The sequence below is a fragment of the Psychrobacter glacincola genome, from assembly GCF_904846215.1.
Taxonomy (GTDB): domain Bacteria; phylum Pseudomonadota; class Gammaproteobacteria; order Pseudomonadales; family Moraxellaceae; genus Psychrobacter; species Psychrobacter glacincola.
The window spans coordinates 24,846-39,071 of sequence record NZ_CAJGZK010000001.1 but is presented as its reverse complement, the minus strand read 5'-3'; the positions used below and the strand labels follow the sequence as shown (position 1 = coordinate 39,071).

The following is a 14,226-nucleotide window of genomic DNA, read 5'->3' as shown; positions in this document are numbered from 1 at the left end:
ACAAATAATTAGCTTCTTGCCAAGAATAAGTAAAGATTGGCTTCATCTTGCGGCAGCTGCGCTATAATCAGCCTTGCTTACTTGTATTATTTGCATCAATAATTGGTCTGCATTTTGATTGTCTACCTCTCTATTAAGAGATATCAAACTTATTATCTATTTTGGAATGACAATGGTGGAACTTTTGAATGGGTTGTTTGGTCAGTATGCCGACTATCCGACCTTGTTTATCGGGTTGGAATTGATTGCGGTTATCTTTGGGGTAGCCAGCGTACTACTCGCCAGCAAAACCAATATTTTGGTCTTCCCTATTGGTTTGGTCAGCACCGCTATATTTGTCTATCTGTTATGGAAATGGCAATTGTTTGGTGATATGTTTATCAATGCTTATTATAGCGTTATGAGTATTTATGGCTGGATAAACTGGTCAAAAAATAAACAACTTACCCAGCATCGAGACCCTATAAATCCGACCGCTCAGCAGCGTAAACAAAGCCCTGAGCTTAAAAACACTAATGCCCCAAATCTTATCCAAGTAGAACGTTTAAATAAAAATGACGTACCCATATTGGCATTATTGGCCACGGCGACCATGGCTTTTGTTGGTCTGGTTTATTATTTTAGACCCGTTATTAACAATCAATTTAGCTTCGATGGTGCTGAGCTCGGTGTGCATTTATTTACGTGGGTTGACTATACTGATATCTTGACTACGGCACTGTTTTTGATGGCGATGTGGCTGATGGCACGGCGCAAGATTGAGCATTGGCTGCTATGGATCGTCGCTGATGCTATCTCAGTACCGCTCTATTTCTATAAAGGTTTGACCTTTACCGCACTGCAATACGTCGTATTTACTCTTATCGCAATTTGGGCTTATTATGAATGGCAACGACGCTACCGCACACAACCTCACACAGCATACGCCTAAATCCGTCATCAAGGTTGCCGTTTTAGGCGCAGAAAGTACGGGCAAAACCACACTGTGCCGTGACCTAGCCGCCCATTTTGGTTGTCCTTGGGTACCAGAATATATGCGCACTTACTTGCAAGCTAAATGGGACGACGAGCAACTGACCTGTACGTGGGAGGATTTGCTACCTATTGCACAAGGTCAGATTGAGTTAGAAAATAAACTCGCCGAACAAGCCGCGCAAACATCCGATAACAGCCATTATTTATTTTGCGATACCAGCTTGTTTGAGCTCATGGTCTATGCCAACTGGTACTATAGCGATTGCCCTGAAGCGCTTACCCAAGCAGCATTGGCGCATCATTATGACATGATACTATTAACCGATGTCGATACGCCTTGGGTCGCTGATGACTTGCGCGATAGCCCGCATCAGCGAGATGAGATAAGCGCTTATTTTTCTGATCAGCTAACGACTCACAACAAATCCTTTCGAGTAATTGGTGGTAATCGAGAAGCGCGTGTTCAACAGATAGTAAAGTTGCTTGAGTCAGCCGAATAAAATAACAATGCTTAGGCTATTTAGTAAGCATTGTCAGATAGTGCGCTAATGACTATCTAACGAGCTTAGTGTTTAAAGCTCTTGCCCAATTCCGGCAGTCATTTTCACAGCGCTGGCATACTTGATTGGGATTTGAGAGATAGCTGACATAACCACAATACATACAAGCATAATAAATCCCAGGCTCTATCTTATCGACTGCCTGATACTGCTTAGGAAAAAGCGGCAAGCCATAGCCGGTGTCATCAGGTGGATATAATAACAGACTGAATTCGCCATCCGTTTCAAGTAAACCGGTACGAACCTGACCTAGGTGCTCGACCCCCTGTTGGCGCATTTCTGCAAAAAACTCATCATGTGACATTTTCCCCTCTGCTATTTTGTCGTGTACAAGCATGCCATCTTCGACGATATATAAGGACTTCCCTTCCAAAAGATATTCAAAAGGCTGATACTTCATCATGCCCCATGTACAGAGTCGGTAAAGCAGTATCACCGTACTCATAATGAGTACCGCTTGGATAATCGGTAAATCCTCGGTAAACATCGGGTCACCTGCGATAGAGCCCAGTGACAATATGATGGTCAGCTCAAAGATAGATAACTGTCGAACGCCGCGCTTGCCGGTAAAGCGCAAAAATGAAATGATCAGCACAAACATGATAATGACGCGTATTAATATTTCAGCAGCAAATGCCCATGTTGTGTCATGAATAAAGATACTTGACCAATCCATATTTTTTTCCCTTATTATTATTTTTAATGATGGCATCAAAACCACGCTATAGTCGATCCACTTTTAAAAGAGTACAGTACTGCTGGGGTTAATTTTTCGCAGCCTCTGTCGGCTAGCTACAGCAAGCAAGAAAAATTAACTTCAGCAGTGCTTGATAACATCTGTATGTCTTTTATTTAGGACTGACTATATTTAAAGCTATTCTATTTTATGCAAAATCTCACTGACTGATTGTAGGAATTATTTTTGAAAGTCACGCTTTATACCCTGATGGCGTTAATAGCCTTTGCAGCAAATTCTTTGTTTTGTAGGATGGCGTTAGCAGAGGGTGACATAGATGCTTGGAGCTTCACTATCATCCGCCTATCAAGCGCGGCGGTCTGCTTGGGGATTATCATGGCATCTCAGATCTACTACTTACGATATCGAGCATCAAAGATTGGTCAACCCTTTGATAACAGACTATTAAGCGAAAAAGGCAGTTGGCTGAGCAGCATAAGCTTAGGGATTTATGCGCTGTGCTTCTCAGTTGCTTATGTCGAGCTTGAGACTGGTACGGGAGCACTGATTTTATTTTCAGCGGTTCAGCTCACCATGATTGGTTGGGGTATTTATAAAAAGGAGACATTGAGTCATTTGCAGTGGATTGCCTTTGTTGTAGCTATCGCAGGGTTTGTCTATTTGATGCTACCGTCGGCGGCGATGCCGTCATTACTCGCTGCCATTTTGATGACCATCAGTGGTGTAGCGTGGGGTATCTATAGCATACGCGGTAAGACCTGTCTCTCACCGCTGCGAGCCACAGGTTTTAATTTCATCAGAAGTCTGCTAGCGATACCGATATTATTAGTCGCGGGTTTTATATATCAAAACATTATGGATGTGCAACTCATTCATTTAAACAGTATCACCATGGAGGGGATATGGTTGGCGTGTACATCAGGGGCCATTGCCTCTGGCATCGGCTATAGCATCTGGTATATGGCAATGCCTTTATTAAAAAATACGCAGGCGGCCGTTATACAGCTTTGTGTGCCGGTGCTTGCAGCGTTACTGGGCGTAGTGATTTTGTCCGAGCCGATCACTTTAACTTTTATAATAGCAAGTACGGTTATCTTGAGCGCAGTATTGGTCTTTATTTTAAATAAACAGCGATATTAATCACAATATAAGGCGCTTATGCTGAAATGTTGCCTATAATGCTCATTTGATGCGACATCGCCATAGTGATAAATGCCGCCTTAGATAACTATTGCACGCGTCTGTCTACCTAAGCACAGCAAACAAGAAAAATTAATACCAGCAGTACATATGATATCGATATTACTTTTCACTGACTGTATTTGAGCCCGTCATTGCTTTCAATCTATTTACCGGTATGAGTATGATGACCACTACGGTCTAGCCAAAGTTAAAAATTACGTCCTAGTTTTTTAACGTAAAAAGGCTGGATTAGCAATCGCTAATCCAGCCTTTTTTTATTTTATTTATACGTGTATTGTTTGGTAAAAATTTTATAGGGTACACCTGCGCACTGTTTCAATATTATGAATAATTAAAAATTAGTGCATAGTACTTGCCCTATGTATTTACTCTAAAACACTTAAGCCTGCGCGAGCAATACTCACGTCTTCATTACCATGTGCACCGCCCACACCGATACCACCAGCTACAATACCATCAATATAAACCGGAATACCGCCCGGCATTATCAGTATATTTTCATCAAGGTATCTGATGTCGGCAGCAATACTACCGTCCGCAACGCCTCTAGCGATAACCGCTGTTTCTCTTTTTTGCGAATTGGCTGTGTAGGCTTTTTTATAACTTGAGCGAATAGTGTGCACGCCCGCTCGGTGATCCTTCAAAAAAGCCAGTATTTGTCCAGAACGATCGACCACCGTCACCGATACCATCAGACCGTGTTTTTTGGACTCTATAAATGCAGCATTCACCATATCTTGTGCCATCTCGCCTGTGAGTAACGAGATTTTTGTCTCTTGTGTCTCAGTACAAGAGACGCTATCCATAGCTGTAATTCCCATCTTCAATCCTTGATTTGATTTTATGAATAATTCATTGTCTTTGCATAACTCTCAGGTGCAAACTTCATAGTAACAATCAGCATGATCACCAACGTGATAAGCAGCATCAGCCAAACGGCTTGAAAGCTACCTGACCACTCACGCAAAAATCCGGCAAAGTACGGAATAATTGCGGTAATAATAAAGCCAATACCTTGTACAAATGCGGTCAAGGTACCAGCCAATTTAGGGGATGACAGATGATCAAGCGCGACTGTCAACGTCAAAGAAAAACAGGCCCCAAGACCACAGCCAATCATAGCGACCCAAAGAATCAGCAGCGAGGCTGGTAGCAGCATTAACCCTACAAAACCGGCCACTTGAATACCCACTGCAAAAAATAACCACGGGCGGCGATCTAGCCGATTCGATGAGAATACAGGCGCGCCAAGCGCACCGATCACCTGAAAGACCGTCATAATGCCGATAAGCTCACCACTATTCTCTGCACTAAAGCCCAAGCCACGTGCATAAGTGGGTAAAAAAGCAATCATACAAGCGTAGCCTGCATTGGCCAGTCCAAAATAACTGGCAAGCAACCACGCACGGCGATTGCTAAAAAAATTGACTGATTGCTTACTGGTTTTGCTCTCTAATATCTCTTTAGGTCTTAGCCACCACAACAATAAAGCAATGACGGGCAGCAATAACCATATACTCAGTCCCGATTGCCAACTGTCATAATGCTGCGCGACCACTGGGCTTAATGTGGCTGCGATACCGCCGCCCGCCATGAGTGCCGCCGAATAAATACCCATAGCCAGTGGCACACGCTGGGTATACCAGCGTTTGACTATACTTGGTGCCATCGACTGTACGATAGCAATACCCGTACCGCCTACTAGCGCACTGGCAATCAATGCCGCACTGCTGCCCAACCATAAACGCCATAGACTGGCTGAAGCAATGGCAAATAATCCACTTGTTATCCAAGCGTTTTCGCTCAGACGCCGCCCAATCCAAGGCAGCAAAAGAGGAAAAATACCCATACATAGCATAGGCAATACCACAAGCAATGACGCCGCTTGCAGACTGATACCGGTAGTCAGGCGAATCTCTTCTAGCAGAGGACCTGTGGAGGTTAATAATGGGCGTAGTGTCATTGCCAGTGCAGCAATCACGGCCATAGGCCAATACAGCGTCAGTAACGACTGACGAGTAGTCGTGGAGATATGATCAGTACTCATAAATACAGAGAAGTCCATTATTGATAAAAGCATCGACAAAAAGCCAATGCGTCACGGCGACCTCTTCGATATGTATTACTTCTGGAAAGGCTTGTAAGGTATGAGCTTAGCAGCCAGTGTCATGATAATGTCTAAGATATTTATATAAGCGGTTGAATAATCTTTTTGATAATAGAGGCAATAGTGTCATGCTTTTAGGAGATAGCAACTAAACGCATGACCGTAAAAACTTGCAAACAGTTATTAAAGTACTTAATTTTGTCCTAACTCATTTTATCCCATATCTTACCAAGACGCTTAGGCGATACGGCCATACGGGTTTTCATCGGCTGAGCAAACAGTTGAATGCGGAACTCCTCAACCATCCAGCGGTAATCGCTAATGGCTTTATCATTAGCGCGTCCTGCCAGTCGCTCCATATGCAAGTCGAGTGCATAGACACCATCGAGGTCGGCTTCGATATTGTGCTCAAGGCGGTCGATACGAATCTCTAACGCCTCCAGATAGCGTGGATACTGCTGCCAGTGACTATAATCCATACGGTAAACAAAATCTGCCAAATGCAAATCGGCTAGCTGATCTTCAATATCTTCGATAGACTCGCCAAATATCTCGCGATCAAGCATTAGCAAGCTTTGGCGGATACGTTGCCAGCGCGTATAGACATTTTTGAGCGTTTTTATAATGGTTTGACCGATCAGCAAAAAGTTACTTAGCACTACATCGAGCGTTTGGCTGTATTCTTCAGGAGTAAATGGCAACTCTTCGCTAAGCCCAACTGCCATATCATCTGCACTCTCAGGTAGCTCTAGCGTATGATCAAACAATACATAGTGCTCTTCAAGCGCTGCATCTAAAGTTGCATCTATGATAATAGTTTTCAGCTTTTCCATATCACCAAGCGGGGCAAATGCCAGCTTAAATATATTATCAACTTGACTGGTGAGCTGTTTTTTCTTTGAGCCAAGTTTGCTTTTGATTAAGGTTAAGACCCCAATACGGTGCGCCTGCAATGCGGCGTTGACATCGGTATATTGATGGATAGATACCGCTTCACCTGCCTCGTCAGCCACCAAAGCGGCAAACTGTTTCATGACCACGCCTGCGCTATGATGGTTTTTACTAAAGGCAAAATGTTCAGGAAATTCTGTGTGCGCCCCTTGCTGCTCATTTACCGCTTGGCGCGTCTGAGAGGCATGGCGAATCTGCAATGTTTGTAGATCACGACCCTTTTCGATGATACGGTTCTTATCATCGACTACGCAGATTTGCGGCTGCAAATAACGATCAATACTAGACGGGTTAAACTGCTCTGTAGTGACTGACATAATGCCACGGCGATGGAGTGCTTGGCAAAGCTGTTTTAGTAACCCCTGTCCACCCGCAGGCTGCAACTCATCAAACAAGCTGTCGGCAGTATCAGGAATAGGTACAATCTGACGACGAATATCTTTTGGTAATGATTTTAATAATTGCAATACCAGCTCAAAACGCCAACCGGGTACGCCCCATAATAGCTCAATCGCATCAAGCTGCGGTAGCGCGACAAGTGGCACACGGATGGTTACCCCATCATCATCGCTTGCGGGATCAAAGATATAGCGTAGTGGCAGCTTTAAATCGCCAAGTTTCCACACTTCTGGGAAGTCGCCAGTAGTCGGTGCTTGGCTATTAAGTACGTCCTCATCGGTGAAGAACAGATACTGAGTGTCGGATTTTTCAACCTCAGCACGCCAGTCTTCAAACGTTTTACGGCTCGCAATATGCTCAGGGATTTTGTTGTCATAAAACTGATACAAGGATTCTTCATCGACCAATAAATCACGGCGGCGTAATTTATCCTCAATGCGTTCAATGTCAGCAATTTTATCCATATTATGCTGTAAGAACGGTGCTTGTCTACCTAAATTTCCAGTAACCAGACCATCACGGATAAATATCTCACGCGACTCGCTTAAATTGACTTGCTCATAGTTGGTCAGCTGCTTACTGATAATAATAAGACCGAACAGACTAATCTGAGCATAAGCTTTGACGCGACCAGTTTTTTTCGACCAATGTGGCTCAAAGTAATGATATTTTAATAGGCTACCTGCCGCAGAGATAATCCATTCGGGTTCAATCTTGGCAACGGTGCGCATAAAAACTTGTGAGGTTTCGACCATCTCAAACGCCATGACCCACGGCGGTATTTGCTTAAATACCGTACTTGCCGGGAATATTTTGGCTTTTTGCTGGCGTGCTGCTAAATATTCGCCGCGATTTTCGGTCTTATGGGCAATGATGGACAATAAGCCTGTTAATAAAGCTCGATGCAAGTTGGCATACTTCACCGCTTTTAGCGCTTCATCATCAACGCCCGTTGGATCACTATTGGCCAATTCACTATTTGCAGTATTAGATTTGGTATTACTAACGTCATCCATCAGTTTCAGCTCGGTTGCCATTTGCACCAGCTGGCGATGGGTCTGGTGCCACTCACGTACCCGCGGAAAGCTAAGGTAGTTTTTCTTAGTAAACTGTTTGCGCTGATTGCCAGACAGCTTATTACCGTCTTCGTCTTTTTCAAACAATGCTTTCCATAAACTTAGATAAAATAAGAAGTCGGAATCATCTTGGCGGAATTCTGCATGCTTTTGATCGGCTTGAGTGCGCTTGTTTGCGGGACGCTCGCGTGGGTCTTGAACCGCAAGCGCGGCAACCACAATCAGCATTTCACGGATACAGTCAAAGTCGGAGCCAGCGACTAGCATACGCGCCAGCCTTGGATCGATTGGCATACGTGCCATCTGCTGTCCGATACGAGTCAATTTTAAATGATCAAGACCTTGCCGTTTTGACTTATTACTTACATGGCTAACTGCTTGCTCATCTTTTTCGACAATCGCACCAAGCTCATTGAGCAGCTTATGCCCATCAGTCACCAAACGGCTGTCAGGCGGCTCAATAAATTCAAAGTCATCGACGCTTCCTAGGCGCAGATTTGCCATCTGCAAAATAACTGAAGCCAGATTGGTGCGTAAAATCTCAGGTTCTGTAAATTCAGGGCGACCAGTAAAATCCTCTTCGCTATAAAGACGAATACAAACACCTGGCGCAACACGACCACAGCGACCTTTACGCTGATTGGCTGCCGCTTGCGAGATGGCCTCAATCGGCAGACGCTGTACACGTGAGCGATACGAATAGCGTGAAATACGAGCAAAGCCCAAATCAATCACATAGCGAATACCGGGTACGGTCAATGCCGTCTCAGCGACGTTGGTGGCGATGACAATGCGTCGACCACGACCTGAAGGCTGAAAGATACGCTGCTGCTCTTCGTAGGTCTGCCGTGCAAATAACGGCAATACTTCGGTGTGCTTAGGTCCATGACGCTCAAGCACTTCTTGTAGCTCACGTATCTCAGCTTCAGTCGCTGCAAATATCAATATATCTGCTTGGTCGGCATGACCTTTATTTTGTGCATCGCTAAAACATTCTTCAACTGCAGCAACGACCGCACGCGGCAGATTTTCTTCAAAATCGTCATAGCTGTCATCATCCGAGCTGGTTACTGGCTCATCCGTCAACGGACGATAACGTACTTCGACAGGGAAGCTCCGTCCTTCAACGTTGAAAATCGGCGCAGGTACTTGCCGTTTTAGCTTATTGTCATAGCGGCTGAAATATTCACTGAAGCGTTTGGTATCGAGGGTTGCAGAGGTGATAATAACTTTTAGATCTGGGCGCTTGGGTAGCAGTTTTTTAAGATAACCCATAATGAAGTCAATATTTAAGCTACGCTCATGGGCTTCGTCAATAATAATGGTATCGTATTTACTCAAAAAGCGATCATGACCCAATTCAGCCAGCAAAATACCATCAGTCATCAGCTTAACGACTGATTGTACCGTGCCCTGCTCATTAAAGCGAATTTTAAAGCTGACAGTGTTTCCCAGTTGCTCACCTAACTCTTCCGCAATTCGGTTAGCAACACTGCGAGCTGCCAATCTTCGCGGCTGTGTATGCCCTATCTGCCCACGTATACCACGCCCTGCTAACATTGCCAATTTTGGCAATTGAGTCGTTTTACCAGAGCCGGTCTCACCAGCGACGATAATCACTTGGTTATCGATGATGGCCTGAATCAAATCATCACCACGTTGGCTAACAGGCAAATCCTGATTCAGCTTCTCTGCCAGCCTATCTGGAATGCTATCTATACGCGCTTGCACCGCTTGTTGTGAGCGCGTTTTTAACTGTTCATATTGGGCGCGTTTTTTATCCAAATCATTGCTGTCTTTAGCATGGTGTTTGCTATCTGTATTGGTATTTTTATTAGCAGCAGGATTTTTAAATGTCGGTTTTTTAGATAATGATGCACGTGCCAGCTCACGCTCCAAGCGACTGAGATAATACTCATCTTTTGCGAGCACAGGTAAATTGGACACAGAAATAGCCCGTTGAGTATCTACACTCTCTTTCTGCGTGTTTTTTGTATCGGCGTTCAGATTTTTCGCTGGTACAGACTGGCTGTGTTCTTGATTTTCTTTTGAAGTATCAGGCATATTTACTTAGGCTATTTATTATTTGGAAGTGGTTAGATTATGGGGATAATTGGGCTATGATTCAAGTTACTCGTCTATGGTCTATACTATCGCTAATGCTTAGAGACCCTCTCAAATCCATAATATAACCAGAAATCTCTCAAATATAGTCCGTTCAAAATAAAAGCGACACGATTGTAATAACGTGCTATTGGCTATACTTTTTTCTTGCTTGCTGTTCGCAGGCGTGACAGAGGCTACAAAAAAGTATAGCCAGTAGCACTGTATCGTTTTTAAAATGAATCAGCTATAGTCAGAGAAAAGTAATATCGATACATCAAGTACTGCTGGTATCAATTTTTCTTGCTTGCTGTGCCTATGCAGACAGAGGCTGCAAAAAATTTATACCAACAGCACTGTAGCGTTTTTGAGATATTTTAACTATATATAAAGTGATTAGACTGTATATCTGAAAAAGCACAAATATATAAGCGACCATCAATATTATCACAGTGCTAATTTTTTAAGATTCTTAATACTTAAATACCCTACGTATTCTTTATCTTCTACCTCATCTATCGCTTCATCAAGTGCTCTAGCAAGAGGTTCAATAATAATTTTAATATTTGAGATAAGATCGTTGACGTTATAAATGTCATCTATATCTACCTCAAACTTGTCATCAATATGTGAGGCGGCGTTAAAAGCTGATGATTTATCTTTAAAAGTAAACCGTTTATAAAATTCACTCTGCTTTGCTTGTCTAATCGCCTCCGCTTGATTGGTAGCAACAATGAGGAGCTTGTAATGAAATTCTTCAAAACTGCCCTGCTGATAGCCGCCGAGATTAATAAAAAATAGTTTTAAATCATTGGTATTCTCTACTTGCTGGCTTGATTCCACCAATCTAATAGTATAATTATCAACTCGCGTAATCGCTCGATACGAATCAATATGCCATTTGTTTTTGACCTCAGGCCAATGGTTATTGATATCTACTATCAACTCATTAACCTGATTGGCTACACCGAAAAATATCTCATGTTGCTCAATCAATCGCCCTTTAGGACGACCACCTAGCTGAACCATATATAGGGTTGGCATCTTATACGTTCCTTATTAGACAAACCTAGTCAGTTAGTAGTTATAGTTAGTAAAAAGTAATATCGATACATTATGTACTGCGGGTATCAATTTTTCTTGCTTGCTGTGCCTATGCAGACAGAGGCTGCAAAAAATTTATACCCGCAGCACCGTAGCGTTTTTAGAGTATTTTGACTATAGTTACTGGTCAGCTCGATAAGCTTGAGTGGCTACTTCAAAAAATCTCTGACTACGTTAACCGTTGCCAGCGGATCTTCTTCGTGCGGCACATGCCCTAAATCATCAAATATTTTGAGCTGACTATTGGCAATATCGCGATGAAATAACGTCGCATTCTCAACGGGAATAAGGTCATCTTGTGCGCCCCAAATAATTAAGGTCGGCAAATCCAGTTGCTTAATTTGTGCTTGGTCACTGTTATTATCAGTCTCTTGCAAACGCCGATTTAATGCTTGGCGATTGCCTTGGCGCAGCGCCAAATCATAATATCGATCAACCAATGCTTCATCGACCTTGGTATCATCGGCATAAACACTAAGCACGCTTTTTTTAACCACCTCTCGAGGTAATATATGACTTAATATAGGCGTCAATGCAGGATACTTTGCCAGCTTAAAACCAATTGGCACATGTTTGGGCGTCGCGGGATAGCCAACGGCATCAACTAAGATAAGCTTATCAACACGGTCAGGATAAAGAGCGGCTGTACGCCACGCGATTTTGCCACCTAAAGAGTTGCCTGCTAATGTCACTTTTGTCGCTTTTGTCACTTGGTCTAGATTCAAGCGATCAAGCACTTGAACGACGAATTTAGCGTAATTGGCGCTACTATACTTTGTGGTCTCATCTATATAGGGACCCGTCAAACCAAAACCCGGTAAATCCATACTGACGACACAATATTCATCACTTAGCGCTTTCGTCCACCCTTCCCAAGTGTGCAAACTTGCGGATGTTCCATGTAATAAAACGACAGCTTCGGGCAGTGATTTCCCAGCATTAATCGCTTGATCCATTGACGCTTTGCTACGATAAACATCACACTTATCTGATTGCACTACATGAGCCTGCATACCTTGAATAGCGATAAACTCGCTGTTAGGCAGTTGCCATTGCTTAAGCTCAGCCACGCTACGATCAGGTGCCCAGTAAAAGGCTATGAGCGCAGCTAGTAGTGCAATAACAGCAAGGAGCAGATAAATAATAGTTTTTACTAACCGTTGTGCCATGTTATCAATTCCATTTAATGAGATGACATTATTTACTATTTATAAAAACGATTCGAATGCTTTTGCTTATGCCTACAAGAGAGCAAACGATAAGTATTTTATACAGACATTATTGCTACGAGTAAATGAAAAACCCAATGTTCAAGAGTCACTTAAACATTGGATTTTTTGCTTATAACCTTCTTAATTATTAAGCAATAGTAAGAAAAAATACGCCCACAAACCCACCACGAACGTAGCAATGATAATGCGCTTTTAAATATATTTTAAAGAACCATGAGTCAGATTGATACAAAGTTACATACTGTCACTAAATATGCTCATATCTTCCCTGTACAACTCATAAGCTGTATCACATACTTAGCCAGTGAAGAACGTTAATAAAAACAAATAGGAGCCTCTCATGGCAGACGACAATAAGACTGACTCAACGACGAAAATGGCAAGACAAGACATCAATCAAGATGGATTGGCCAAAGAAGATCAGCAGCGTACCGATGACTCAGCTCTCGATATGATGCAGGGCATGCACGAACACGAAGATCATAAAGACGACGACAAATAATCTACATAGATTTCATTGAAATAAAGTTTAAAAATAAAAAAGCGCTCATCAAACAGATGGGTGCTTTTTTTGTTTTGGTTGTCTTTTTTCTGGTAGGTTGTCTGATACATAGTTGTAAACGAATGCTGCACTCAAAACAATAGTAATGGGTAAAAACAACGCGCCATAGCCCACTCTGGCATATAAAAAGGCACCTACGGCACTCCCAGCGCAAAAGCAGTACCAAATAATCGCCTGAAATCCTAAAGCCCATAGTATAACCAAAAAAGACAGCCGATTGGCTGCCTTCCTTATCACTCACTATATATCGCCAAGCATTGCCCTTTAATTATTTTTGCTCATCAAGCATCATGAGCTGCTCACTAATGGCAACCGTATTAAATCCTGCATCAACAAACATAATCTCGCCGGTGATGCCTGATGCCCACGGCGATAATAAAAATAGCGCGGCATTACCAACTTCAGCTTGAGTGATATTACGCTGAAGAGGTGCAATCTTTTCACTGATATCGAGCATTTTACGGAATGACTTGATGCCACTTGCCGCAAGTGTACGAATAGGACCGGCAGAAATCGCATTGACCCGAATACCCTCACCACCCATCGAAGTTGCAAGATAGCGAACACTGGCTTCAAGACTCGCCTTTGCCATACCCATGACATTATAGTTTGGCAATACTGAAATACTACCCTCATAAGTCAACGTCAGCATCGAGCCGTGGCGCATAGCAAGCAGCTCACGCGAGGCTTTTGCCAACGCGACGAAGCTATAGCTTGAGATATCATGCGCAATATGACTGCCTTCACGGGTTGTCGCATTGACAAAATCACCATCAAGCTGATCCATCGGCGCAAATCCAATCGCGTGTACCACACCATTAATACCATCGCCCCAATGTGCAGTGACTTGCTCAAAACAAGCAGCAATAGACTCATCTGATGCCACGTCACACTCAAGAACTAAGTCCGCCTCAAACGCTTCAGCCGCCATATCTACCCGTTTTTTTATTTTGTCATTGGGATAAGTCAAAATTAACGAGGCACCTTCGCGATGTAGTGCTTCAGCAATTGCCCAGGCGATAGATAGTTTGCTGGCGATGCCGGTGACGACAAAACGCTGTCCTTGTAGTAGCATAATATTTCCTTTTAAGTCAATTTAGGTGATTTAAATGATCAATTATTTTTAATAGTTGGCTAATAAATAGCGAGTGAACATACAAATTGAAAGATGAATTATTATACACGAATTGATTTAAGTAAACAGTCGTAAACTGTATTTGCTTACACTGTATTCATGCCTGATCGCGCTTAATGATA

Annotated in this window: 11 protein-coding genes; 4 read left to right on the top strand and 7 right to left on the bottom strand. The window is 43.0% G+C overall.

Translation table 11 applies throughout. The features are described from left to right. The first annotated feature begins 172 nt into the window (after positions 1-172). Together pnuC and JMW90_RS00145 are read left to right on the top strand one after the other, a co-directional pair. The gene (gene pnuC, locus JMW90_RS00150; protein WP_201561111.1) at positions 173-931 is read left to right on the top strand and encodes a nicotinamide riboside transporter PnuC; all 759 of its coding nucleotides are present in this window, start codon (positions 173-175) and stop codon (positions 929-931) included. Beyond that, positions 882-1,475: an AAA family ATPase gene (locus JMW90_RS00145; RefSeq protein WP_201561110.1), complete on the top strand. Its 594-nt coding sequence runs from the start codon at positions 882-884 to the stop codon at positions 1,473-1,475. The genes pnuC and JMW90_RS00145 overlap by 50 nt, the downstream gene beginning before the upstream one ends. 52 nt (positions 1,476-1,527) lie before the next feature. Here the strand turns inward: JMW90_RS00145 and JMW90_RS00140 are convergent, their stop codons facing one another. Beyond that, entirely contained in the window at positions 1,528-2,211 is a 684-nt protein-coding gene (locus tag JMW90_RS00140) for a DUF421 domain-containing protein (RefSeq protein WP_201561109.1), read from the bottom strand. Between the two features lie 246 nt (positions 2,212-2,457). Here JMW90_RS00140 and JMW90_RS00135 point away from each other — a divergent pair, with 246 nt between their 5' ends. Beyond that, the gene (locus JMW90_RS00135; protein ID WP_201561108.1) at positions 2,458-3,372 is read left to right on the top strand and encodes a DMT family transporter; all 915 of its coding nucleotides are present in this window, start codon (positions 2,458-2,460) and stop codon (positions 3,370-3,372) included. A 428-nt stretch (positions 3,373-3,800) separates the two neighbouring features. Here JMW90_RS00135 and JMW90_RS00130 read toward each other — a convergent pair whose 3' ends face one another. The 5 genes from JMW90_RS00130 to JMW90_RS00110 all read right to left on the bottom strand — a co-directional run bounded on the left by JMW90_RS00130 (position 3,801) and on the right by JMW90_RS00110 (position 12,344). Then, entirely contained in the window at positions 3,801-4,256 is a 456-nt protein-coding gene (locus JMW90_RS00130) for a GlcG/HbpS family heme-binding protein (RefSeq protein ID WP_201561107.1), read from the bottom strand. A gap of 20 nt (positions 4,257-4,276) precedes the next feature. After that, a complete protein-coding gene (locus JMW90_RS00125; RefSeq protein ID WP_201561106.1) occupies positions 4,277-5,482 on the bottom strand; it encodes a CynX/NimT family MFS transporter in 1,206 nt (401 codons plus the stop codon). Between the two features lie 263 nt (positions 5,483-5,745). After that, positions 5,746-10,032, bottom strand: coding sequence for an ATP-dependent RNA helicase HrpA (gene hrpA / locus JMW90_RS00120; protein ID WP_227691802.1), 4,287 nt, complete (start codon positions 10,030-10,032; stop codon positions 5,746-5,748). Positions 10,033-10,518: 486 nt separating this feature from the next. Then, on the bottom strand, positions 10,519-11,115 hold the full coding sequence (locus JMW90_RS00115; protein WP_201561105.1) for a DUF1543 domain-containing protein: 597 nt from the start codon (positions 11,113-11,115) through the stop codon (positions 10,519-10,521). A gap of 209 nt (positions 11,116-11,324) precedes the next feature. After that, the gene (locus JMW90_RS00110; protein ID WP_201561104.1) at positions 11,325-12,344 is read right to left on the bottom strand and encodes an alpha/beta fold hydrolase; all 1,020 of its coding nucleotides are present in this window, start codon (positions 12,342-12,344) and stop codon (positions 11,325-11,327) included. Positions 12,345-12,747: 403 nt separating this feature from the next. Between JMW90_RS00110 and JMW90_RS00105 the strand changes: the two genes are divergently transcribed. Next, the gene (locus tag JMW90_RS00105) at positions 12,748-12,909 is read left to right on the top strand and encodes a hypothetical protein (RefSeq protein ID WP_201561103.1); all 162 of its coding nucleotides are present in this window, start codon (positions 12,748-12,750) and stop codon (positions 12,907-12,909) included. Between the two features lie 328 nt (positions 12,910-13,237). Here the strand turns inward: JMW90_RS00105 and JMW90_RS00100 are convergent, their stop codons facing one another. Continuing rightward, entirely contained in the window at positions 13,238-14,044 is an 807-nt protein-coding gene (locus JMW90_RS00100; protein ID WP_201561102.1) for an enoyl-ACP reductase FabI, read from the bottom strand. Positions 14,045-14,226 lie beyond the last annotated feature (182 nt).

Bases quoted from the DNA above. Each gene is read 5' to 3' on its own strand.
- JMW90_RS00125 (WP_201561106.1), bottom strand. From the start codon at position 5,482: ATGAGTACTGATCATATCTCCACGACTACTCGTCAGTCGTTACTGACG.
- JMW90_RS00130 (WP_201561107.1), bottom strand. From the start codon at position 4,256: ATGGGAATTACAGCTATGGATAGCGTCTCTTGTACTGAGACACAAGAG.
- JMW90_RS00145 (WP_201561110.1), top strand. From the start codon at position 882: ATGAATGGCAACGACGCTACCGCACACAACCTCACACAGCATACGCCT.
- JMW90_RS00100 (WP_201561102.1), bottom strand. From the start codon at position 14,044: ATGCTACTACAAGGACAGCGTTTTGTCGTCACCGGCATCGCCAGCAAA.
- JMW90_RS00140 (WP_201561109.1), bottom strand. From the start codon at position 2,211: ATGGATTGGTCAAGTATCTTTATTCATGACACAACATGGGCATTTGCT.
- pnuC (WP_201561111.1), top strand. From the start codon at position 173: ATGGTGGAACTTTTGAATGGGTTGTTTGGTCAGTATGCCGACTATCCG.
- JMW90_RS00115 (WP_201561105.1), bottom strand. From the start codon at position 11,115: ATGCCAACCCTATATATGGTTCAGCTAGGTGGTCGTCCTAAAGGGCGA.
- hrpA (WP_227691802.1), bottom strand. From the start codon at position 10,032: ATGCCTGATACTTCAAAAGAAAATCAAGAACACAGCCAGTCTGTACCA.
- JMW90_RS00105 (WP_201561103.1), top strand. From the start codon at position 12,748: ATGGCAGACGACAATAAGACTGACTCAACGACGAAAATGGCAAGACAA.
- JMW90_RS00110 (WP_201561104.1), bottom strand. From the start codon at position 12,344: ATGGCACAACGGTTAGTAAAAACTATTATTTATCTGCTCCTTGCTGTT.